At 44.8% G+C, this 24048-nt stretch carries 17 protein-coding genes; 8 read left to right on the forward strand and 9 right to left on the reverse strand.

What is annotated here, in order from left to right:
- Positions 1 to 17: 17 nt before the first annotated feature.
- From DSM107010_RS14370 to DSM107010_RS14390, 5 genes are all read right to left on the reverse strand, one after another.
- Entirely contained in the window at positions 18 to 398 is a 381-nt protein-coding gene (locus DSM107010_RS14370) for a C6orf136 family protein (protein WP_106171187.1), read from the reverse strand.
- On the reverse strand, positions 398 to 967 hold the full coding sequence (locus tag DSM107010_RS14375) for a hypothetical protein (RefSeq protein WP_106218721.1): 570 nt from the start codon (positions 965 to 967) through the stop codon (positions 398 to 400). The genes DSM107010_RS14370 and DSM107010_RS14375 overlap by 1 nt, the downstream gene beginning before the upstream one ends.
- 115 nt (positions 968 to 1082) lie before the next feature.
- The gene (locus DSM107010_RS14380) at positions 1083 to 2654 is read right to left on the reverse strand and encodes a HEAT repeat domain-containing protein (RefSeq protein ID WP_015155445.1); all 1572 of its coding nucleotides are present in this window, start codon (positions 2652 to 2654) and stop codon (positions 1083 to 1085) included.
- A 355-nt stretch (positions 2655 to 3009) separates the two neighbouring features.
- Positions 3010 to 4446 (reverse strand): tetratricopeptide repeat protein, encoded by a 1437-nt coding sequence (locus DSM107010_RS14385; protein ID WP_015155446.1) that lies wholly within the window; start codon positions 4444 to 4446, stop codon positions 3010 to 3012.
- Positions 4447 to 5021: 575 nt separating this feature from the next.
- A complete protein-coding gene (locus DSM107010_RS14390; RefSeq protein ID WP_127023223.1) occupies positions 5022 to 7001 on the reverse strand; it encodes a PstS family phosphate ABC transporter substrate-binding protein in 1980 nt (659 codons plus the stop codon).
- A gap of 134 nt (positions 7002 to 7135) precedes the next feature.
- Between DSM107010_RS14390 and DSM107010_RS14395 the strand changes: the two genes are divergently transcribed.
- Positions 7136 to 8764: a GAF domain-containing protein gene (locus DSM107010_RS14395; RefSeq protein ID WP_015155448.1), complete on the forward strand. Its 1629-nt coding sequence runs from the start codon at positions 7136 to 7138 to the stop codon at positions 8762 to 8764.
- Positions 8765 to 8966: 202 nt separating this feature from the next.
- Here DSM107010_RS14395 and DSM107010_RS14400 read toward each other — a convergent pair whose 3' ends face one another.
- Together DSM107010_RS14400 and queG are read right to left on the reverse strand one after the other, a co-directional pair.
- The gene (locus DSM107010_RS14400; protein WP_015155449.1) at positions 8967 to 9611 is read right to left on the reverse strand and encodes an HAD hydrolase-like protein; all 645 of its coding nucleotides are present in this window, start codon (positions 9609 to 9611) and stop codon (positions 8967 to 8969) included.
- The gene (queG, locus tag DSM107010_RS14405; protein WP_106169501.1) at positions 9611 to 10570 is read right to left on the reverse strand and encodes a tRNA epoxyqueuosine(34) reductase QueG; all 960 of its coding nucleotides are present in this window, start codon (positions 10568 to 10570) and stop codon (positions 9611 to 9613) included. The genes DSM107010_RS14400 and queG overlap by 1 nt, the downstream gene beginning before the upstream one ends.
- 244 nt (positions 10571 to 10814) lie before the next feature.
- On the opposite strand from queG, the gene DSM107010_RS14410 reads away from it, so the two are divergent.
- On the forward strand, positions 10815 to 11336 hold the full coding sequence (locus DSM107010_RS14410; RefSeq protein ID WP_015155451.1) for an orange carotenoid protein N-terminal domain-containing protein: 522 nt from the start codon (positions 10815 to 10817) through the stop codon (positions 11334 to 11336).
- Positions 11337 to 11498: 162 nt separating this feature from the next.
- Positions 11499 to 11921: a ketosteroid isomerase family protein gene (locus tag DSM107010_RS14415; protein WP_015155452.1), complete on the forward strand. Its 423-nt coding sequence runs from the start codon at positions 11499 to 11501 to the stop codon at positions 11919 to 11921.
- 43 nt (positions 11922 to 11964) lie between these two features.
- Here DSM107010_RS14415 and DSM107010_RS14420 read toward each other — a convergent pair whose 3' ends face one another.
- Both DSM107010_RS14420 and DSM107010_RS42230 read right to left on the reverse strand, forming a co-directional pair.
- Positions 11965 to 12396: a hypothetical protein gene (locus DSM107010_RS14420; protein ID WP_041463227.1), complete on the reverse strand. Its 432-nt coding sequence runs from the start codon at positions 12394 to 12396 to the stop codon at positions 11965 to 11967.
- 214 nt (positions 12397 to 12610) lie between these two features.
- The gene (locus DSM107010_RS42230; RefSeq protein ID WP_039717060.1) at positions 12611 to 13357 is read right to left on the reverse strand and encodes a response regulator; all 747 of its coding nucleotides are present in this window, start codon (positions 13355 to 13357) and stop codon (positions 12611 to 12613) included.
- Between the two features lie 669 nt (positions 13358 to 14026).
- On the opposite strand from DSM107010_RS42230, the gene DSM107010_RS14430 reads away from it, so the two are divergent.
- From DSM107010_RS14430 to DSM107010_RS14450, 5 genes are all read left to right on the forward strand, one after another.
- Positions 14027 to 15799, forward strand: a complete 1773-nt coding sequence (locus DSM107010_RS14430; RefSeq protein WP_127023226.1) for a PAS domain-containing sensor histidine kinase — start codon at positions 14027 to 14029, stop codon at positions 15797 to 15799.
- A 166-nt stretch (positions 15800 to 15965) separates the two neighbouring features.
- The gene (locus DSM107010_RS14435; RefSeq protein ID WP_015155457.1) at positions 15966 to 16397 is read left to right on the forward strand and encodes a response regulator; all 432 of its coding nucleotides are present in this window, start codon (positions 15966 to 15968) and stop codon (positions 16395 to 16397) included.
- A gap of 7 nt (positions 16398 to 16404) precedes the next feature.
- The gene (locus tag DSM107010_RS14440) at positions 16405 to 20106 is read left to right on the forward strand and encodes a PAS domain S-box protein (RefSeq protein ID WP_241994217.1); all 3702 of its coding nucleotides are present in this window, start codon (positions 16405 to 16407) and stop codon (positions 20104 to 20106) included.
- Between the two features lie 274 nt (positions 20107 to 20380).
- Positions 20381 to 22081, forward strand: coding sequence for a chemotaxis protein CheB (locus tag DSM107010_RS14445; RefSeq protein ID WP_106171506.1), 1701 nt, complete (start codon positions 20381 to 20383; stop codon positions 22079 to 22081).
- 10 nt (positions 22082 to 22091) lie between these two features.
- Positions 22092 to 23969, forward strand: coding sequence for a CheR family methyltransferase (locus DSM107010_RS14450; protein ID WP_127023229.1), 1878 nt, complete (start codon positions 22092 to 22094; stop codon positions 23967 to 23969).
- Positions 23970 to 24048 lie beyond the last annotated feature (79 nt).

The raw sequence follows: 24048 nt of genomic DNA on the forward strand, positions 1-24048 counted from the left end.
CCATTACCCATTACCCATTACCTATTACCAAAATGCTGTTTTACCACATCTAATCGCGAACAGTTCCAGTAATCGATATGGGAATCAATTAATCCTTGGGGATTGAGGTGTAACTCACTCCAGCCAGGAATAGCAATGCGGGGTTTCCAGGGGAGGGGAGTATTCCAACTCAACGTCCACTCTGTCTTGATGGTGTCTTCTTCCTGGCGAATATCATGTAAATCCATCTTGACTGCAATAAACCAGGTGTTGATGAAATTAATCATCTGTTTGTATCGCTCGACACCACGAAAACGGTTGAGGGGATCTTGAAAAAAGACATCTGAAGCATAGATGCTATATGTCTGGTTGTCTGGGAATCTTTGGTAATCTTGCCGGAGGATTTGAATAATATCCATTATGGTTCTACTTCCAACCACAACCTTTCTAGCTGATATTTCCATGCTGCCATGACTTGCTCCCGCGACTCCGCTGCTTGTTGTAAGTCGCCTAGCAATCCCTCGTCGTACATTCTGCTCAGATTTTGCAGGGTAGCTTCTAGAGATTGTCCTTGCTGCTTTTGCGCTGTGACGATTTGCCGTAGTTTCGTTTCTACCAATTGGCTAAATGCATTTGTTAACCCCGCTTGATTTAAGGAAATTAAGCGCGCGATCGCCTCGGTAAAATCTGTCGTACTCAAACTTTCACGACTGTGCTGAAAGACTCCCCACACGACTCCTTGATGTAAGGCGTAGCGCACTTCCTGAGTTTCGTCAAAGTTAGCTTCGAGTAACTGTTCCAAAAACGGTTGAGCTGCCTGCGCCGATAAAATTGGTAACAATACTCGCAGCCAAGAGCGATCGTCTGATAGCAGTACTAACAGGCGAAATTCCGGTGTTTCGATTTGCCAGGAACCAGGAGCGATCGCTTGTACGGGTGCAGAATGAAATAAATCTGTTAGGGTGTTGGCAATTTCTTCGGGTGTCATGAATTGCTAATACTATCGTTCTTATACGAGTAGTTTAGCTAATCAGTTGTCAGTGTAGAGACGTTACATGTAACGTCTCTACACAGTTGTCAGTCCATTTCCGATTTCCAATAGCTCATACAGCCTGAATCTGTGACGGTGATTTTTGAGCGATGCCAGCACGTTGACTCAGTTCTTCAGTCACAAAGCTAGGAACTTTTACTGTTGCTTGTAAAGCCATGCAGCAGTCTCGTACAGATAATAAAAATCTCTTCATCGCCACGCAATCGGGAACGGTGTCTACTCGCGCCAAGAACTTGCGCCAGTTGTTTTCATTGTCGCAGCATAATTCTACGAGATATTGGCTAGCTAGATATTCTGCTAACAGATCGTGAGTAAAGCGCACTTTATCTTGTGCCTTACCGATCGCTTGCAGCAAACCGAGATTCTGTTCTAAATGTTCTAGGTAAATTTTAGCGGTATCGTATCCCGCGATCGCCCCAATCTCACTGAGTAATTGTTCGCGTTTGACTGCGGCTGGCTGAAATGTCTGCTTGATACATTCCCAGGCGATCGCTTTGGCATATTTTTGCACGCTGTCTGCTTCTAACAACGGCACATCAGTAGGTTTGCTTGCAGAATTAGATTGAGCGAGTGCCTGCTGTGTCTGAGGATCGAGCGTTTGGGTAGCAAACCAAGCATTCAGCACTCTGGGATGATAGTGGAAAAAACCAACTAAAACTAACCAGTTAATTGGCAATTTCATTCTGCCGGAAAAACCAGGTAACCCAATGCTAGAGTATCGTTGTAATGCATTGTTGATACCTAAAATCCACAGCGGACGCTGCCAGAGGAGTAGCGACCAAAATAATGTCAGCGTAGCGATATATACTATGCCAATTGGTAGCCATCGATACTGTGAAAGCAATTTCAGTCCGTTCTCGCTCCAATTGGGGTATCGATGCGATTTGAGTATTTGCGATGACTGACGTAAGAGCGCTACCTCTGCTTCTGGAAATAACTCTTGACTGGTTTCAATAATTTTCAGCGCCGTTTCCAATTCTCGAATGTCTCGTTCTAATTGGAGATGGGAAAGCGTTGCGGCTTTTTGCTGCCAGCCAGTTGCAATTTTAGCCCAAGCATAGATAGCGTTCGATCGCACCGTGCGATCGGGATCGCGAAGCGTCTGGCTCAGTGCGGGAACGGCACTTTCTGCTGCTGCTCCCATGCTACCAATTGCAGATACGACCATCGATCGCACCGATCTATCTTCATCTTGTAGTGCGACTGTGAGCGCGGGGACGGCACTTTCTGCTGCTACTCCCATACTACCAAGCGCGTATGCTGCACTAGAACGTACTACGGGACTTTTATCTGCTAAAGCTGTAACGCTCAAAGTCGGAATTGCGGAGTGCGCCGCTGCTCCCAGACTTCCCAAAGCGGCAACCGCATTAATTCTAATGTTTTCGTCCTTTTGTTGTAATTCTTGACTCAATGCTTTTACTGCGCGATCGCCACACTTTTTCAGCGCTGCTACAGTAAATATCCATTCGTTAGTGTTGCCTAGTTTTGTTATATAAGAATTAATTTCCCGATCGGAACATGCTTCTGCTCTTACTATATCGATTGAAAGGAAATTGAAACAGAAGCAAAAACTAGATATAGGTAACCACAGAATTATTAATTGCAACTTGCGGCTTTTCTTCATACATTATTTCGGTAAATCTGCTAGCACTCAACCTATAAATTGCCGATTGGCTGTTGGTTATTAAGCTAGCTTTTACTAGTAGTGCGCGTCTCAAGACTGTAACGTTTTTTCTCTGACAACTGCATATTATATAAACGATCTTGATAGCGTTGTAAATTATTATACAGCCAATTCACTTCTAGTAAAGACTTTTTTAATGGAAGAACTTCTCTGAACGCAACACTCATCAAAAAGAGGCTAGAGGCAAGTTGCCAATCGAACTGCAAATTTTGAGCAGCTATCAATGCTACACTTTCCCCTATACGGACAGAGAAGATTTGAGGGCTAGCCGCAATTATCTGGAGTATAAAACCGATCAATCGCTCTTGAGTTCTGTGGTTTTTGCTCCTTTCAACTTCTGATTTTCTTGAGAAGAATTTAAGGTTTTTTTGGCTAAGGTGCGAATTTGTGGTTTCAGAGCATCTGGAGCTGCTTCTTCTGCTTGCTCAAATAACTGAGCCGCACCTTGACTATCTTTCTGAATTTGACGCAGCACGGCTTTGCGTACTAAAGCTTTAAGGTTATTGTTTTGTCTTGCCAAAATTTGGTCGTAAGTTTTTTCTGCACCAGCAGCATTACCTGTTAGCTCGTATTGCTCTGCTAAACGCAAACGCAAATCTATATTATCGGGATTGTTTTGCACTAGTTGTTCTAACGAAGCGATCGCTTTATCTAGTTTTCCAGCTTGTTGTAAAGCTTCAACATCGTACAATGCTTCACCCGTGCGAATCTGTGAAGTAGACCGTTGGTAACCGAGTAGGGACAATAGGGCTATTCCAACTATACCAATGCCAAGGAACCACCAGAGTTTCGACCCCATTTTCTCTCTAACAGAGGAGCGGCGATCGCTTTGAGTACTCGGTTTGCGGTTAGAATCGAATAAAGATTGCATCACTCCGTTAGGGTTCTTCGAGCGAGCGTTGGCATCGCCAGGAATAATGCGATGAATTAATCCCAAAAGCTGATTTTCTGCACTGGAGCTATGTATTTTGTTTAGCTCCCATACTAACCAAAGAAAAGCGATGGCTGTTCCTTTGGGTTTGAGAGTTACTGTGTTGTTTTCTCGCACTAGAGGTATAGAGGAATGAAAAATCTCGTAGCGCGCTTTGACGGTATTGAGATGAGCGATCAAAGGTTCTAACTTATTTTTTATGACTTTTTGAGTTGTTGCATTAGATTCTAATAGATCGTACTTAGTTAGCACTATAGCTAATGGATAATTTAATCCATTGAGATAAACTAAGCTCGTCAATGCCATGACTTGCTCAAAGATATTTTCCAATACTTGAATGTAAGCATCGCTGTGCCTGAGAGCGTAGGCATCAATAAACACGCAGCAGCCATGCGAGTTAAACACGAGTTCGCGAAAATCAGAGTTGTGAACGTCGCAGATTTCGCCAGGGATATCATTCCAGCGGAAATGGCATACTGTTTTTTCACCCCAAAAGCTTTGTCGTTTTAGGTTAAAGCTGAAGTTGACGACTTTCATCGTCGGTGGTGGATACTGATCCGTCTGGTCTATATATTTAAGAATTTTATCTACGTTTTCCTTTACCTGGTTGTCTTGGCATTCAAACCATAATTTGTGCGGCTGCTTTTTGGAATTTTCAGTCTGTAGCTCCGTATAGCTACCGACGAGGAAAACCGTTTTTCCTACGCCTCTTTGCCCAATGCTTAAAAGATTAAATGTTCTGTTTTTTGGTAAGTTTTGAGGTAACACGGTTAGATGCTGCTTGCGAAGTTTCACTGACATAGTTGGTTTGGCTCTATAGTTTTTGTAACATTAGCTTAAGTGCTAGGTGAGATTGATTAGCAGCAGCATACCACTAAGTTATTATTCCTGAAAGTTAAATACCATACATCACTATTCACTGCATCGCTAGCAAATAACTCCAAGGATTACACTTGATTTTGCTGCGGCAGCAGAATAAATATATTTGCGGTCAATCTACCTGCAATTCTGACGCTACTCCTAAAAACGCACATTTAGACTCTAAAGAGATTGCATATAGCGCGTTCTAGTTGAACGAGGCGTGCAACTCCGTGAAGTTCGCAGCCGTGTATCTCCATAATGTCTTGCATTTGAATAAAACAGTTGTTGGCGGTTATTAGGCTGACAAACCCTCTCTTTCGAGCATAGTGGCAAGTCATCAGCTAGTCCACTGTTTTAAAGAAAAAACTTAGAGTCTTCATTGAGCATTAGAGGCAGGCTAGACAATTCGTAAAAGCCAATATATTTAGATAAAAAAAGATTATCCGATAAAAGAAATCTCCAGACGTAAAAAAATAGATTTTTTTCACTTTTGCGAGTATTTAAAAGGTAAGATCTCAGCGTAGGCGCAAGGGGGCAAAACCAGCTTGCTCCACGAGTTGCTGTCCTTCTTCAGAAAACAATAAATTTGTGTAGGCAATCCCAGCGCGTTCGTCAACGCTGCCATCTCGCTTGACGATGATGTAAAGGCGACGAGTTAAGGGATAAGTACCGTTAGCAAAAGCTGTAGTATTAGCGACATTTTTGCGTTGCAGATCGAAAGGAGAAACAAAGCCACCGTTACTCGCAGCCAGTGGCAAGGGAGAGATGGTTGCTAAAGAAATAGGATCTATGCTCTGCTGGCGAACTGCTTCTGAGGCAGTAGCGTAGCTGATTCCGCCTGGAGTTTTGGCGACGGTACGGATAGCATCGGTTGTCGTGTTAACTAATCGCACGTTGGAGCCAAAGTTTTCTTCTGCTAGAACTTTTTCTTGCAGAAAATTAGCAGTACCGCTGACTTGAGGATCGCGGCTAATGGGTACGATCGGTAAATCCGAACCACCGAGTTGTTTCCAGTTAACGATCTTCCCAGTGAAAATATCTTTAACTTGGGACAGAGTTAACCCGGTAACGGCAACTTGAGGATTGGCATATAGAGCAATGCCATCAATCGCCACGGGAATTTGTTCTAAAGTAAAACCGAGTTGTTGGGCTTGTCTTAATTCTGCCGCTCGAATCGGGCGAGAAGATTGTGCGAAGCTGAGTTTACCTGTTAGCAACATTTGGATGCCTACGGTAGAGCCATGTCTATTTTGATAAGGATCGGTGTAGAGTAGTTCAAATTGTGGCTGAGCTTGGGCAATCGTCGCGACAGTTGTGGGCGATCGCAGTGGTGCAAAAGTGGTAGAGCCACCATATCGAAACGTACCTAAAGGGACGTTAGGAACTGCTGCCAAAGCTTTGTAGTTTCGATCGCGCTTGACTTGCGATGCTACGTAGACTTGCGAATCGGTATTAGACATACCCGAATGCATCAGACCGTATAGCGAAAACCCGAGCGCTACCGCACTTGCTAAAATGCCAACTTTGAGCCAAAGTTGAGAGTTTTTATAACCCCAAGTCAGGCGTTCGGCGTTACGATCGACTGTTTGTCCTAATGCCACCGGCTTCAAATCGACTGGGGAGAAGTTATTTCCTGCTAATGCCAAGCGACCGGAGTTAGTATTTGCCGACATAGAGTGGCGATCGCGGCTGGCAGTCGAATTTTTTTTGTATTTAGATAATAAATTTGTCGAACCGTTCTGAATCAAACTTTTTGACTCTCGATCTTTTCCTAATGTCTGTTTGTAGAACTGATACAACGGTAACTTGGGTTTTGACTGACTCTTAGAGGCGATCGGATCGACTGCAATAGTCGCAGCATCTGCTGTAATAACATGCCCCGGTTCAAGCCCTAAGCCATCAATTGCATAACTAGTATAAATAGAGAGATGCGCCATTTGCTGCTCGTAAGTTCTTTCTGGAAAATCGACGGCACTTTCCTGTGCGTCAATCGGCACAAATAGCTCCAACAAATTTCCTTGGCGCAAGTCTGTATAGCTTTGCTGTCGCAGGTACAGAGGAGTTGACACCCCTGCTTTTGCTGGTTGGTAGTCCCACAAATTTGATAAAACCTTGGTTTTTATATATGCGCGAGGTTGATGTCGATCTAAGATTGTTACTGGTCCTCGCTCCAAACAAGTAAATATATTTGCTAGTTGAAAATCAAACAGTGGTTCTGAAATGTAATAACAAATAAAATATGGTACGTTGCCGCGTCCTAGCTCGTCCACGCCATCGTTGTATAACCAACCAAACAAAGTTTGCTCTGAGTCGATTTGATATATGTAAGCCGCACGATATTTGGGTTCTGGAGGATTGTAAGAATCCCAATGTTGGGAAACTACATGTTGCAAGAAAGCTTGCTGAATTTCTGGCGAAACCTGCGGACTGCAAACAGTTTTGAATCCTTTGCCTGCAAAGCTGGTATAAACAAGTTGACCGAGAAGTAAGTACATATGTCTAAATTTAAAAAGCTAAATGCGGCTACCTATGTTGAAAAGTATTGCAAAAATTTAAAAATGACCTCAATATGCTAAATGTGAAAGTTTTTCGGCAGTAGTTTTCAGAGTATTAGCCAAGCGAGCGCACAATGAGTCAAATCCCTTTCCATTTTGCCGAGCAGTATTCCACCCGTAGACGTACCCCTACCTCTCAATGTATTCAAATTAATAATTTTAGCAGTATAAAAATTCACGACTCTAGAGATAATTATCCGCCATCTTGCCGGAATAATCCAGACCCAGGGACTAAGCTTTCCAAGCATCGCCTTTGGTGGCAAAAAAGCAGTTTTAGAACCAAGCTCGTAGCGTTAATTATTGCTGTTGGAATTTTGCCAGTTTTGACTGACAAAACCCTTGCGCAAGCCGACGATCGCCTAGTCCCGCAGTTTAATGCCCAAGCTGAAGCCCGCGTGGACAATCCAGACCTGGCTGATTCTCCCACTCAGCTACCAGTGACTCTTTTAATTGAAACTGTTGTCGCATCGCTGCTACTAATTGGTTTGTTGACTGCTTTTTTTGCTAATCGAGCTATGCGTCCAGCAAAATCTGCTGTCGATGCAGGTGAAAAGCCAAAATTAGAACCGGATGAATCTTACTCTCCGCTAGCAATTCTCAATAGTGCAGCACTGGAAAAGGTGGATGTTAGCCATCAACAAATTGCCACGATTGAGTCAGCTAAAATAGCGACGGAAATTTCGCTCAAATTTCGACAAGCACAATATCTCAACGAGTTATTAAAAACCGCTACGAAGGAACTACGTCGCGCTCTCAGTGCCGATCGAGTTTTCGTGTATCAATTTAATCCTGACTGGAGTGGTAATGTTGTCGCTGAATCTGTTTTACCTGGCTTACCTTCCTGCTTAAAGATTAAAATTACCGACACATATTTTTCTGAATCGAACGAGGGCGTAGAAAAGTATATCAATGGTCGAATTTGCGTAACTCACGATATTTATGGGGGAGAACTGACCGATTGTCATATTAAATTGTTAGAACAGTTTGCGATCAAAGCGCAGATGGTAGCGCCAATTACCAAAAACGGTCAACTATTTGGTTTATTGATTGTTAATCAATGTTCTGAACCTAGAGTTTGGCTACCTCATGAAGTTGAGTTATTCTCCCATTTGGCAAAACAGGTAGGAGTAGCATCCGAACAAGTTACATTTTTAGAAAAGCAGGAAGCCGATGCCGAACGTGCCGATTTACTCACAGAAATTACTTTGCGAATTCAGCAAGCTCAATTTTTAGAAGAGTTACTGAAAACTGCTGTGAAAGAAGTCAGGCGTGCGATCAAAACCGATCGCGTAGTCGTTTACGGTCTAGATTCTAGTAATTGGGATGGCATTGTCGTGGCAGAGTCTGTTGCCCCAGGCTGGCCCCAAACTTTAAGAGTGAGAATTGACGATCCTTGCATGAGAGAAAAGTATGCCGAAATCTACAAGCAAGGTCATGTCACAGTCATTGATGATATTTACCAAGCGGGACGAGTTGAAGACTGCTATCGCCGATTATTAGAGCAGTTTGCAGTTAAAGCTAATTTGGTAGCACCAATCTTGAAAAACAATGAGTTACTGGGATTATTAATTGCCCATCACTGTTCCGAACCGAGAAATTGGCAACAGGAAGAAATTGACTTATTTGTTCAGTTAGCGACGCAAATAGGATTTGCGATCGATCGAGTCAGCTTGATGGAAGAAATGGAGACAGACGAGGAGTAGGCAGTTATTAGGGAGCAGGGAGCGCACGAGCAGGGAAGAAGGGGACAAGGGGGACAAGGGGGACAAGGGGGACAAGGGGGAACTCGCTCTTCCCCGCGACCGAAGGGAGTGGGGATAAGGGGGAGAAGGGGGCAAGGGAGCGGTCAACCAACAACCAACAACCAACAATTACCCATTACCCATTACCCATTACCAACAACTATCAACTAGTCTTTAATTTATCGATCGCCGCGATGAGTTCTGCTGGTTGGTGAATGAGAAAATCGGGCTGATATTGTTCCAGGGCTGCGGCGGAGTTGAAACCCCAACTAACGGCGATCGCAGTGACTTTACTTCTTTTTGCTGCTTCTATGTCTCTGGTTTCATCTCCGATATAGACGCTCTCTGACGGTGCAATCTTCTCTTGCTTCAAAATCTTTTTGATGACTCTACTTTTACTGAAGAGAGCGGCTTCTGTATAAATAAAATCAAATAAATAATCCATATCATTGAGTTCCAAAAAAGCAAAAATATTATCTTTAGAGTTAGAACTCAGGATGCCGACTTTATCGACTCGTTTTCTCAATTCGAGTAAAGTTTCTTTAATCTCGGGAAAAGGTTGAATTTTAGAAATTTCTGCATTCAGCTCTGATTTGACTTTAGCAACTAACAAGGGAAATTTGAGAATTGAAATTCCTGATTGTTTGATAATTTGACGCGAACTCAGGTTTTTAATCTGAGCAATTTCTGCGGTGCTAATGGGTTTATGTCCGAATTCTACAGCTAAGCGATTAGTAATACCGACAATGGAGTGAAGTGTATCGGCAATAGTACCGTCAAAATCAAAAAAGATCACCTTAATGGTCATTACAGTGAATCGGAATAAACAATCGTAGCCGACGATTCAAGATTAGCACGGGCGTTCCTTCTCAGCATTTCGGGTTTGACCCGCCGCAAGGCTGAACCTGTAAAGCGCCGATCCCACTCGCCGTCTTCTATTGTTGCTAGTTCTGTGAGTTTTGGTGCGAGATTGTGTGCATAAGGATGAAATTCATTGATATCTGTCGTGCGAGCAAAACGCTGGTTCCAAGGACAAACATCTTGACAAATATCGCAACCAGCTACCCAACCGTCAAGACGGGAAGCGATCGCTTCAGGTAGCTTTTCGGCACGATTTTCGATTGTATGATAAGCAATGCAGCGATTGGCATCGACAACAAAAGGCTGCGTAATTGCTTGTGTGGGACATGCCTCTATGCAGCGAGTACAATTACCGCAATGTTGCGTATGGGGTCGATCTGGGGTCAAAACTAGGTCAGTCAACACTTCACCCAAAAATACCCAAGAACCATATTCTCGTGTAATCACATTACCATTTTTAGCAATCCAACCGATACCTGCCTGTTGCGCCCACGCTTTATCTTGAATTGGACCCGTATCAGCATAGAACCGCGTTTGGATATCTGCTGCTTGCGATCGCAACCACTGACTCAAGGCTTTGAGCTTTTTATACAATACTTTGTGATAATCTCTACCCCAGCCATAACGAGAAATTTTTGCATTTGTTGGATCTGTAGAATGCTGGTGAGGAGTGTAATAGTTGAGCGCCACGCAAATTAGCGATCGCACTTCTGGCATGACTAAACGAATATCCTCGCGCTTGGGGTTTGCCATCCATGCCATATCTGCTTGGTATCCCAGTTGCAGCCAAGCTTGCAACCTCTGCCGCTCCGCAGTTCCTACTGCTTCCACTGCGGCAATGCCGACTTTGTGAAACCCCAATTCTAAGGCTTTTTGTTTGATTTGGTCGCTGGTTAAGTTAGTCATTGGTTGATGGTTGTTGGTTGATGGTTGTTGGTTGTTGGTTGACAGTTCTTGCTCCCTCAGCTCCCTCAGCTCCCTCAGCTCCCTCAGCTCCCTCAGCTCCCTCAGCTCCCTACTGATAATTAATAACTGTTTCATTGATTTGTTAATTTTATTTGCTTTTCGTAAATAAGTGTTGCAGTATATGAAATAGGAGGAGAGATTTGAGCATTTTTTCACCACTTTGTCAAGAATCTCTAGTGCAGACATGACGTATACAACCGAATCAGCTTTTTCTTTTGCTTCCAATCGCCTTAACTCTGATTTTCAGCTAGCTGATGCCGTGCCTGCTACCATTTCTTTGGTGAAGCGCCTCAGCACCGACGACCAATTAGCACTGCTATGGTACGCTTACACGGAAATGGGTCGTTCTATCACGCCTGCGGCTCCTGGTGCGGCTCGATTGCAACTTGCAGAAGGTTTGCTCAATTCTTTGAAACAAATGTCTCACGCTCAGCAGTTAGAGGCAATGCGCGACTTGGTAGAGCGAAAAAACACTCCAATTAGCCGCAGCTACGGTATTTTAAGCAATAACACTAAATTAGCTTTTTGGTATGAGTTATCAGAGCTAATGGTTCAAGGTTTTGTCGTTCCTATGCCTACAGGATACCAGCCTTCTCGCGATGTGAATGAAACACTGGCAACGATTAAACAGCTCGATTTCGGTCAACAAATCACCGTTTTGCGGAAACTTGTCGCTGATATGGGTGTCGATCCTTTGGCAGATTAGTTGTTCGTTATTTGTCATTGGTCGTTTGTCATTCGGATAGTACCCACAAATAACTGATAACGAATGACAATTCCTAGAATCCTTCTATAGGGGCAGGTTTTGACCTGCTCTTATATGCGATCGTGAGCGTTAAGAGCAGGCTGTTTTTGTCAAGAGGGATGAATGAATCGCATGGAAGCATCAACGCGATCGCCGCAGGATACGGTACAACAAATAGCAGGAATTACAGAATCTACCATTATTCGTTACTTTGACACATTAAACACAGAAAATTATCAAGCCTGTGCAAATTTATTTGCTACAGATGGAGTGATGTATCCTCCTTTTGAAGAAGGAATTGTGGGACGAGAGGCGATCGCTTCCTTCTTGCAACGGGAAGCCCAGGGGATGAAGTTGGAGCCAGAGCGAGGAATTTCCCAGGTTGTGGAAGGCGATTTAGAGGTGCAAGTCGTGGGGAAAGTGCAAACCCCTCTGTTTGGCGTGAACGTTTCTTGGTTCTTTTTACTCAATTCTCAGCAAGAAATTGCTGCCACCAAAATCAAACTCTTAGCCTCACCGCAGGAGTTGTTGAGTTTGAAGCGGTAGAAAGTTGTATATCTTAGGTACTTTAAGCCAACACTTAGGTACTTTAAGCCAACACTTGCTGAAAAGATTTTGCTAGGAGTTGGCGACCCATTTCAATATCTTTAGGACTGCATTGCCAGTCTGGATATGCAGTCATTAGCAGACTTTCTAAAGTTTCATAATCGAATAAGTGCCATACAGTAGCACCATTCACCTTTGCGGAGATGGCATAACAGTTAGAGCTGATGCAGTAAATAGTAGAAGTACTGGCTGCCCGCGCTACAGTCATTTGTTCCCCTGCTTGCAAGGCTCTAAATTGACGAATTGCTTGCTTGAACTCGTCAAAAGAGGAGACTGTTAGCCCTGGAATTGCTACGATCGCGCTGCGATCGCCATTAACAGCAATCCAGTAGTGATGGCTAGGATCGATTGCTTCCAACCAGGGTAGTTCATCATCAAGACGGTAGCGCGGAGACAAAGCAAATAACTGTGTCATGGGTATATCTGGGTTCTGAATCTTACGCCCAATTTCAAGCGATCGCATAGCTTGCCTCGTTTGACCTTGCCATGCAACCCTTTACCCTACTATTAGACATTCACTACCGATTGATAAACCTAACTTAACAAAATTTATAGTAATACTCGCTATAAGTTTAACTTTTGCAAATATCTATCTGTAGAGACGCGATGTATCGCGTCTCTACAAAAACCTAACCAACCAATCCAGATCTGAGAGCGCGGACTGCGGCTTGAGTGCGGTCATCGGCACAGAGCTTATTCAGAATGTTACGGACGTGGGTTTTTACCGTACCAACGGTAATGTATAGTTTTTCCGCAATTACAGCATTACTACAACCTTCTACAATTAGTTGCAATACCTCTAATTCCCTTTCGGTGAGGGGGTAAGCAGCTAACATTTGGTCGTAGTCTTCATCAGCTGCATGGATAGCAACAGTTTTGTTGTCTTTGTCTTCTTTACTAACTTCAGCGACTACAGCAGCAGGAACTTCAGCAGGTGCGGGTTTGACTTGCTGTAAAACAATGCGGGCGATCGCGGGATCGATCCAAGCATTACCGCTGTGGGTGACGCGCAATGCTTCTAGTAAGTTATCGAAACTAATATCCTTCATGCAATAAGAATCAGCCCCCGCCGCAAAAGCAGCTAACACTGCTTCTCGATTGTCTCGCAAAGTCAAGATCAAAACTTTGGTAGTGAATCCTTCTCCCTCGCTTGCGGCTGCCTTAATCTCCCTAGTTAGTTCAATGCCATCTTTATCAGGTAAACCGATATCCACGATCGCAATATCGGGATGGACTGTCTGCAATAACTGCAAACCCTCGCTAGCGTTGGCAGCTTCGCCTACCACTTCAAGTTCTTGCCGCTGTTGTAGTGCTGTTCTGATCCCGACGCGAGTGAGGTCGTGGTCTTCAATTAAAGCAACGCGAATTTTACTCATGTTTTTTACATTGTTCATTTGTCATTGGTCATTTGTCATTGGTCTGGTACTAAATGACAGATGATGCTTTGGCTGCATGTCCTACAACTGAAAGTCAAGTGGGATTCAAAGCGAGGTAGACGCAGCCCTTACTCACTGCTCTAGCCATTCCATAAACTCTTGTAGGAGTGCTATATGAAGTAAGTTTTTAACTCTAGCTTTGTTCAACAATTCAATCTTAGTACTTTTATTTACATTGCCATCCTCATCAGCTTTCATGCTCCATCATTGCCTAGACAATCTTTTGCTATCCTGCAAAAACCTCTACTTATGGCTTTAATACTTTTGCCCGGGTTTTTTCATCCCCCTCAAGAGAGAACTTTTGACTCTTCTCTTATTTTAAATTTTTTTAAATTTAAGGTATTCTAGCTTAAATTTATCATAAAACTTAATTCGATAATGGTTGTAAATTTTTTGGCATAAAGGACAACAATTTTTATTAAAAACTGCCGAAAAGGCTATATGTAAAGACTTTTTGAAAATTCTAATATTTAGATTTTACCCTTCCATACCACTCTAGTAAGTTAATATTTTAGCTGAGATACTGGTAGGATAAATTTTATGAATCGAGCAGTGTCATAAAATTTTCTCTAGCATAAAAATAAAGTTGCTAATACAGTCAAAAACTAAATGAGCCAAATAGAAACAGTTCCTGGGGAACTTTGGCAGACCATCCATCCTGAAGATCGCGATCGCTATTACCAGCAACGGCAGCAAGCGATCGCTTGCCAGCAGGCTTACACTGTCTCCTACAGAGTTTTGGCAGCAGATGGAAACTATTATTGGTGGCAAGAACAAGTTATCCCAGAAGCGAGTGACGTACCGGATCGGCAAGTCACTTGTATCAATCGAACCGAAGTAAACTCGACCGAGCCGGAATCGGTAAAGACACCAATAAAAACAGCACAACTAGAAGCCGTACAACAGAGATTTCAAGATTTAGTCAACGGGCTGGAAGACACAATCGTTTGGGAATACGATGCAGAAACGGCACGATTTACCTTCGTCAGTCAAAGTGCAGCAGAAATTTTAGGCTACCCGGTGGAACAATGGTTAGAGCAGCCGAACTTTTGGCAAAATCTCATTCACCCTGAAGATCGGGTAAATATAGGACATTTTTACCACCAGGAAAAGCGAGAGCGCGATTGTAGTTTGGAATACCGTTGCATAGCCGCAGATGGACGTGTGGTGTGGTTGCGCGATCGCCTGCACTTTGCCCGCGATCGCGAGGGAAAATCTAAACTGCGGGGATTGATGTTGGATATCACCGCAGCCAAGCAAACAGAAGCAGAATTACGGGAAAGCGAAGCTCGATTTCGCACGATGGCAGACGGCGCACCCGTGATGATCTGGATGGCTGGGACTGACAGTTTGTGGGAGTTTGCCAATCAGTCTTGGTTAAATTTTACCGGACGCAGCTTAAAACAGGAATTGGGAGAAGGTTGGACGGAAGCAGTACACCCACAAGATGTCTCTCGTTGCGTGGAAACTTATTTATCAGCTTTTCACAGTCGGCAAGAGTTCGCGCAAGAATTTCGCCTGCGACGGGCGGATGGTAAGTACCGTTGGATCTTTGAAAAAGGCAGTCCTCGGTTTACCCCCGACGGAAGTTTTGCCGGATATATTGGCTGCTGTTTGGATATTAGCGATCGCAAAGTTTCGGAAGACGCACTCAAAACGCGGGCAGAGGAATTAACTTATCTCACAACCGTACTAGCGCAAACTAACGCGACGTTAGAAAAGCGCAATCAAGAATTAGATCAGTTTGCTTATGTTGCTTCTCACGATCTCAAAGCACCATTGAGAGCGATCGCTAATTTATCAGGATGGATTGAAGAAGATCTATCAGACAAACTGACAGCAGACACGCGCCACCAAATGAACTTACTACGGGGGCGCGTCCATCGCATGGAAACCTTAATTAACGGATTGCTGCAATATTCCCGCGTCGGACGGATGGACACGCCAAAATTTGAAGTTTCTGTAGGAGATTTGTTAGCAGAGGTCGTTGACTCCCTCTCTCCACCTGAAACGTTCTCAATCGAAATTGCACCCATGCCGACAATCGTGACTGAAAAATTGCCTTTACAACAAGTCTTTACTAACTTAATTAGCAACGCCATTAAATACCACCCCAGGCAGGATGGCAGAGTCAGTATTTCCGTGCAAGAGTATGCCTCAAATTATGAATTTGTCGTAGCCGATGATGGGGATGGAATTGCGCCCGAGTACCACGACAAGGTATTTGGTATTTTCCAGACCCTGTCGCCCCGTGACACAATCGAAAGCACGGGAATCGGCTTAGCGATCGTCAAAAAAATTGTCGAACAACAAGGAGGTACTATTCGGCTAAAATCAAAGCCAGGACAAGGAGCAGCTTTTTATTTTACTTGGAAGAAGTGAGCAGTTATCAGTGACTAGTGGCTGGTGGCTAGTGACTAGAGAAAAGTCCAGCCACTAGCCACCAGCCACTAACTACTCAATACTCCCTGCTCCCTCAAAAATACTACAAACGATTGAGGTGTATATGCTCCAATTTTAGTCAAGATGGAATATATAAAACTTCATAATGAAAGACAAAATGATTCATATTCTACTTGTCGAGGATGACGAAGTGGATGTCATGAACGTAAAAAGAGCGTTTAAGAAAAATAACATTACCAATTCACTCTACACAGCTAGTGATGGGATAGAAGCATTGTCAATCTTGCGAGGAAGTGAAGGCGAACCATCGCCAATCCCGCAAGAGCGGCGATTAATTTTATTAGATTTAAACATGCCCAGAATGAATGGAATTGAATTTTTACGAGAATTGCGAGGTGATGACAATCTCAAGCAGATCCCTGTCGTTATGTTGACGACATCTAACGAAGACAGAGATAAAGTTGAGGCTTACAACCTGAATGTTGCTGGATATATTCTCAAACCAGTCACGTTTGATAACTTTGTCCAAGTCATGGCAACGCTGAATAATTATTGGACCTTAAGTGAAATGCCTTAAATGAGTGGTGCGTGGTGCGTGGTGCGTGGTGAGTGAAAAACTACCACTCCCGGCTCCAGACTCTCGATTCCTGATTTTTATGGAAGAACCAGTCAAAATTCTAGTTGTAGATGATGATGAAGTCGATCGCATGGCAGTGAGGCGAACGCTAGTTACTGCTGGGGTGAAGATGGATTTGTCAGAAGCAAATGGCTGTGCTGAAGCGATCGCCCAGTTGCAACAGCAGCAGTTTGACTGCGTATTTTTAGATTATCGCTTGCCTGATGGCGATGGATTGAGTTTAGTGCAACAAATTCGCTCTTTGGGCTTTACCGTTCCTTTGGTGGTATTGACAGGGCAAGGAGACGAGCAAATCGCCGTCCAGCTAATGAAAGCGGGGGCATATGACTATTTATCGAAATCTAAACTGTCGGTAGAGGGACTAAGCCAGACTCTCCGCAATGCCATTCGCTTGCATAAAGCAGAATTGGCAGCTCAAGAGGCAAACAATCTTTTAAGAGAAAGCGAGGAACGCTATCGATTAGTAATAGAAGCTGCTAATGATGGGGTGTGGGATTGGTACTGTACTACCGATGAAGTTTATTGTAACGATCGGTTATTAGAAATTATTGGGGTCGAGCGGGCAGAATTTACTCACACCCCCACAGCGCTATTAGATTTAATTCATCCAGAAGATTTACCCGAGATCAAAACTGTAGTTAGAAATCACCTGCTACACGGAGAAAAATGCGAAGCTGAGTTTCGGATTATGCATTCCTCTGGGGAATATCGTCATTGCGTGGCTAGGGGAAAAGCTCAAAGAGATGCTCGCGGCTATCCGTACCGAATGTCGGGAATTGTGAGCGACATCACGGAGAGTAGAAGGCTGGATGCTGCGCTTAAAGCTAGCGAATCTCGGTTCCAGCGCTTGGCGGAAACAAATATCGTAGGTGTGATATTAACAAAGTTGAGTGGAGAAATTCTTGAGGCAAATCAAGCTTTTCTACAAATGGTGGGTTACACTGAGCAGGACTTAAAAGCGGGAAAGTTGCACTGGCAAAAAATGACCCCACCAGAATATGCCGAGCAGAATCGACTTGTCATCGAACAACTGCGCACGGCTGGTAGTTTTAATTATTATGAAAAAGAGTATATCCGTAAAGACGGAACGCGAGTGCCAATACTATTAGGTGCGGCAGTTGTAGAGCAGTCACCCGACACGGCAATTTGTTTTACTGTCGATTTGAGCGATCGCAAACGCTCGGAAGCTGAAATTATTAGCCTCAACCGAGATTTGGCGCGACGAGTCAATGAGTTGGAAACGCTGCTCGACGTGATTCCCCTGGGAATTGCGATCGCCCAAGATCCGAAATGCCAGTATATTCGCGTCAACTCAGCAATGGCAAAGCTAATGGGGCTATCATCAACTGCTAATGCTTCTAAAAGCGCGCCATTAGAAGAACGACCGACATACAAAGTCTTCCGTCAAAGTCAAGAAATTCCTGCTTCCGAGTTACCCATGCAACAAGCAGCAAGCAGCGGTAAACCAGTGCTGGATGTGGAGTTAGACTTAGTAACCAAAGAAGGTACGCCCCCAGTCAAATTACTTGGCAACGCCGCACCTTTGTTTGACGAGCAAGGTCAATGCCGAGGCAGTATCGGAGCGTTTGTTGATATTACAGAGCGCAAACGGATTGAAGATCAAGAACGATTCCTAGTTGAAGCTAGCAACATTCTGGCTGCTTCTCTGGACTATCAAACTATTTTGAATAACCTAGCTCAATCGATCGTACCGCAGCTAGCAGATTGGTGTAGCATTCACATTCTCGAAGCAGACGGCTCGATCCGGCAGGTGAGCGTGGCTCATTCCGCATTATCTCAGGTACGGTGGCTAGAAGCTTTAGCTTGCCACTATCCTGTTAGTTCAAATAGTACGTTGGGCGTATCCCAGGTGATCCATACTGGGGAGTCAGTTTTATACCCAGAGATTGACGATCGCTTACTCCAAAATCTCGCCCGCGATCGCGACCATTTGCAGAGTTTACGTCAAATTCAGATGAAATCGGCGCTGTGCGTCCCAATTCAAGCGCGCGGTAGGACGCTTGGAGCAATTAGTTTTGTGGCAGCTGAGTCACAGCGAGTCTATACTAATGCCGACTTAATATTTGCCGAGGATCTCGGTCGTCGAGCTGGGTTAGCAGTAGATAACGGGCGGCTTTACCAAGAGGCGAATGAAATTGGCGAAAATCTGCGTCAGGCGATCGTAATTTTAGGCGAACAGCAGCAACAACTGCGCGTCTTGCAGCGGATTGGCAACCTGCTCAACCAACGCCTAACCGACGTATCCGAGCTACTACACGTTATCGTCGGAGCTGTCTGTGATGGAATCCCCGATGCAGATTTTGCCGCGATCGCCACTTACAATTCTGCGACTGACGAATTAGAAACTTCTGCCACAGCAGGTATTGGCAAGGAAAGATTGCTCTTAACCGAAATTCTCGATCCCGACTTGGGAGTCTTGAGGCAGGTATTTGAGACTGGGAAAGCGCGGCTGATTAGAGGGCGAAGGGCGCAGGGCGCGGGGAGTAGGGAAGAGGGACAAGGGGGACAAGGGAGTAGGGCGAAGGGCGCAGGGAGTAGGGAAGAGGGACAAGGGAGACAAGGGGGACAAGGAGGACAAGGGGGAAGAGGAGAATTTAATTCCGAATTCCGAATTCCGAATTCCGAATTCTCTTTGGCTCCTAGTTCCTTGTATGCAGTGCCGATCGCTTCGGTGAATGGAGAGCGTTTGGGTGTATTGGTGGTGGGAAATTGGCAAAATCTTGATGCTTTCGATCCTGAAGACCAAAATTTAATGGCAGCGGTAGGAGAACAGGCGGCGATCGCGATCGGAAATGCCCGTTTAATCCAGGCTTTAGAGGAACGGGAAGAACGCCTAGCTGCTCAAAATTTGACTTTAGCCCAGCAAAATCGAGAATTAGAGTTAACTAGACAACGGATCGAGCAGCAAAATCTCCAGTTGATCGAAGCAGCACGGCTGAAATCTCAGTTTCTCGCCACCATGTCTCACGAACTACGCACGCCCTTGAATGCCGTGATTGGTTTTGCGCAAGTTTTGTTACGTCAGCGTTCTGCGGCTTTGTCTGCAACTCAATCTGGCATGATCGATCGCATTTTGAGTAATGGCAAACATCTCCTTGCTTTAATTAACGATATTCTCGATCTATCTAAAATTGAATCAGGTCGGCTAGAACTGCAATTAGAATTAATTAGCTTAGATCGTCTGGTCTCATCAACTATTGACGAACTTAGACCTCTAGCGGAGCAGAAGCAGTTACCTATACATGTCGATTTGCAAACAGAAAATGTGACAATTGTTAATGATAGTAACCGCCTGCGTCAAGTATTAGTCAACTTACTTTCTAATGCAATTAAATTTACTGAATCTGGTTGTATAGAAATCAAAACTTGCGAACTTTCAAATACGCAATTTATGCTGAGTGTCAAGGATACTGGTATAGGCATTGCTACATCGGAACTAGATCATATTTTTGAAGAATTTCGTCAAGTCGATCAAACGATAACCCGTAAACATGGTGGAACTGGCTTAGGTTTAGCAATTACCAAATCGCTAGTCCACATGATGCAAGGCAAAATTTCAGTTGAAAGTCAATTAGGTAAAGGTTCGACATTTAACGTTGAGTTACCGAAGACAGTGACTGGTGAGTAGGAAGCAGGGGACAAAATTCAAAATTCAAAATTCAAAATTCAAAATTGATTCACGCACCACGCACCACTTATTCCAGATTCCCGACTCCCGACTCTCTAAAGAATGAAGCTATTAGTTCAATATTCTGTTAGCGTGAACTTAGTTCGATCGCTCCCTTGTCCCCCTTGTCCCCCTTGTCCCCCTTGTCCCCCTTGTCCCCCTTGTCCCCACTCCCTTCGGTCGTGGGGAAGAGCGAGTTCCCCCTTGTCCCTCTTCCCTACTCCCTAATTAACCAATGCCTGGACACGACATAATTGTAATCGGTGCTTCTGCTGGTGGGGTAGAAGCTCTATCTCAATTGCTGAGCCATTTACCGTCGGATATTCCAGCGGCAATTTTTGTCGTGCTGCACGTTCCCTCTGAAAGTCCCAGTATTCTCCCGAAAATTCTCAATCGGGCGATCGCTAAGCGTCAGCAACAATCTTCACTCAAGGCATTACATCCTGAAGATGGCGAGCCGATCAAATATGGCAGAATTTATGTCGCACCACCCGATCGCCACTTGCTCCTCAAACGCGGCTCGATTTCTCTGGCTCGCGGTCCCAAAGAAAACGGTCATCGCCCAGCGGTAGACCCACTGTTTCGCTCGGCAGCACAGGCATACGGACAACGGGTTGTGGGTGTAGTGCTGTCGGGGACGCTAGATGACGGGACAGCAGGACTAATGGCGGTGAAGCAACGAGACGGCGTGGCGATCGTTCAAGACCCTGAAGAGGCAATGTATTCGGGAATGCCTCGCAGTGCAATTGAAAATGTAGAAGTCGATCGCATTTTACCTGTAGTAAATATAGCAGCCTCGATCGCAGAGCTAGCTCGCCAGCCTGTAGCAACAGAAACAACAGGTGTATCTGATGATATGGAAATGGAGGCTGACATGGCAGAACTAGAGTTAAATGCGATGCAGAACCCCGATCGCCCTGGCAGACCCTCCCCATATGGTTGTCCAGATTGCGGTGGCGTGCTGTGGGAACTGAATGAAGGCAAGCTCGTCCGATTCCGCTGTCGCACGGGTCACGCTTACTCTACAGATAGTTTGCTTGCCGCGCAGTCAGAGTCATTGGAAGACGCACTGTGGAACGCACTGCGGGCATTAGAAGAAAAAGCTGCCCTGACAGAGCGATTGGGAAACCGCGCCCGCGATCGCCAGCAAACTTATTCTGCTAAACGGTTTGGAGAACAAGCGCGAACCGCACATCACCAGGCAGCTTTAGTGCGCCAACTGATCTTGAGAAACGGAAGTAATGGCAGCGACACATCAACAGCGAATGGACAGGTGGTAGGATCGCAGAGTAGTGCAGCCACAGGAGGTACTCCTGAAGCAGAAATGAAACATCCTGCCGTGGAAGACTCCTCCTCGCTGCCTCAGAAAGTTGTAGCGATCTGTGCCTCTGCTGGAGGATTGAATGCTCTGAGCCAAGTTCTATCGGCATTACCAACAGAATTTCCAGCTGCTATTACAGTAGTTCAGCACGTCAGCCCTCACTACCCTAGCATGATGGCAGATATTCTCAGCCGTCGCACAAAAATGCCCGTCGTAGAAGTCCGAGCGGGAGATAATTTGCGATCGGGAGCAGTTTATATTGCGCCGCCAGACCATCACCTACTGGTCAATACAGATGGTAGCCTGTCGTTGACTCATTCAGAACTCGTACATTTTGTCCGTCCTTCAGCAGATTTACTCTTTGAATCGGTAGCCGCTAGTTTTAAACAGCAGGCGATCGCAGTTGTCTTGACGGGTACGGGTAGCGATGGTGCAATGGGAGTCAGGGCAATTGCAGAAATGGGCGGGACTGTAATTGTTCAAGACTACAAAAGTGCTGAATTTGGGGGAATGCCAGAAGCAGCCATTAATACTGGCGTTGTCGATCTGGTTTTACCTTTAAACGAGATTGCCCCTACCTTAGTAAAACTAGTTGCAGTTGAGGTGAAGGGATGAGGGATGAGGAATGACGGATGAGGCTAATGCTGAGTTTGAAGCATTAATTAACTACATTAAACGCAATCGCGGATTTGATTTTACAGGTTACAAGCGTTCTAGTTTGATGCGGCGAGTGCGCAAACGAATGCAGGCACTCGACCTTGAGAACTTCAGCGATTACATGGATCGCCTAGAGGTAGCGCCAGAGGAATTCGTCCTTTTGTTCAACACAATTTTGATCAATGTCACGTCCTTTTTTCGCGATCGCGCTACCTGGGACTACGTGACGACAGAAATTGTGCCTCGAATTACTGCCCGCAAGGAACCTACAGAACCAATTCGGATTTGGAGTGCTGGCTGTGCTTCGGGACAAGAGGCTTACACTTTAGCAATGGTGATGGCTGAAGCAGTGGGAGTCGAGCAGTTGCGTCAGCGCGTCAAAATTTATGCAACAGATGTGGATGAAGAAGCGCTCAACCAAGCCCGCCAAGCTACTTTCAACGAACGAGAGGTGAGTTCCGTTCCGCCGGAAATGTTAGAACTTTATTTTGAGAGTTTCAACGGTGTTTATACTTTTCGTAAAGACCTCCGCCGTTCGGTGATTTTCGGTCGTCATGACTTGTTACAAGATGCACCTATTTCCCGCATTGACTTGTTGTTATGTCGCAACACGTTGATGTATTTCAATGCTGAAGCTCAATCGAGAATTATTGCCCGCTTTCACTTTGCTTTAAATGATGCTGGCTTCTTATTTTTAGGTAAAGCAGAAATGTTACTCAGTCACGGCGATTCTTTCACGCCAGTCGATTTGAAGCGACGAATTTTCATTAAAGTCCCTAAAGGAAATATGCGCGATCGCTTGTTGCTTATGGGTAACAATCACGTCGATGACGAAGCAAATTATTTAGCTAGCCACGTCCGCATTCGGGATACAGCATTCGACCTCAATTCCACCGCTCAGATCGCGATCGATGTCAATGGACTACTCACATTAGCTAACGAACGCGCCCGCAACTTATTTAACATTCACCCTAGAGATTTGGGTCGTCCCCTGCAAGACCTGGAAATTTCTTACCGCCCTCTAGAACTGCGCTCTCGGATCGAGCAAGCCTATGCCGAACGGCGTGCTATCAGCCAAACAGAGGTAGAGTGGATTTCTGCCTCTGGAGAGACTTTATATTTTGACGTACAAGTATTGCTCCTGCAAGATATTAACGGGAGAATGCTGGGATGCAGCATTGTTTTTATCGATGTCAGTCGCTCTCGGCGGTTGCAAGAGGAACTAGAACATTCCAATCAAGAATTGGAAATGGCTTATGAAGAATTACAGTCAACCAATGAAGAATTAGAGACAACCAACGAAGAATTGCAATCTTCTAATGAAGAACTGGAGACAACGAACGAGGAACTGCAATCGACTAATGAAGAATTGGAAACCATGAATGAAGAACTGCAATCTTCCAACGAAGAATTGCAGACAATTAATGAAGAACTGCGATTGCGCAGCGAGGAACTGAATCAAGTCAACGCCTTTCTAGAGTCGATCCTCACCAGTCTTCGCGGTGGAGTGGTAGTCGTGAATCGCGAACTGCAAGTCCAAGTTTGGAATAATAAAGCTGAAGATCTATGGGGCTTGCGCAGTAACGAAGTTGAAGGACAACATTTTTTAAACTTGGATATCGGTCTACCAGTCGGGCAGATGCGACAGCAAATTCGCTCTTGCCTAGCGGGAGAATCTCGCTCTATTGAAGTGTTTCTAGATGCAATCAATCGGCGTGGTAAGGCGATCCAATGTAAAGTCACTCTCACCCCTTTAATGGATTATCGGCAAGGAATTCACGGGGTCATCATGTTGATGGAAGAACAAGGGTCAGTGACCAGTGACTCCTCGATAACTGATAACTGATATAGCACTACGCATATACATTAGGACACTGTTTGAAAGCAGCATCGACACAATCACGAAAACTATCAAATTCATTCCA

The organism is Chroococcidiopsis cubana SAG 39.79 (assembly GCF_003991895.1).
Taxonomy (GTDB): Bacteria; Cyanobacteriota; Cyanobacteriia; order Cyanobacteriales; family Chroococcidiopsidaceae; genus Chroococcidiopsis; species Chroococcidiopsis thermalis.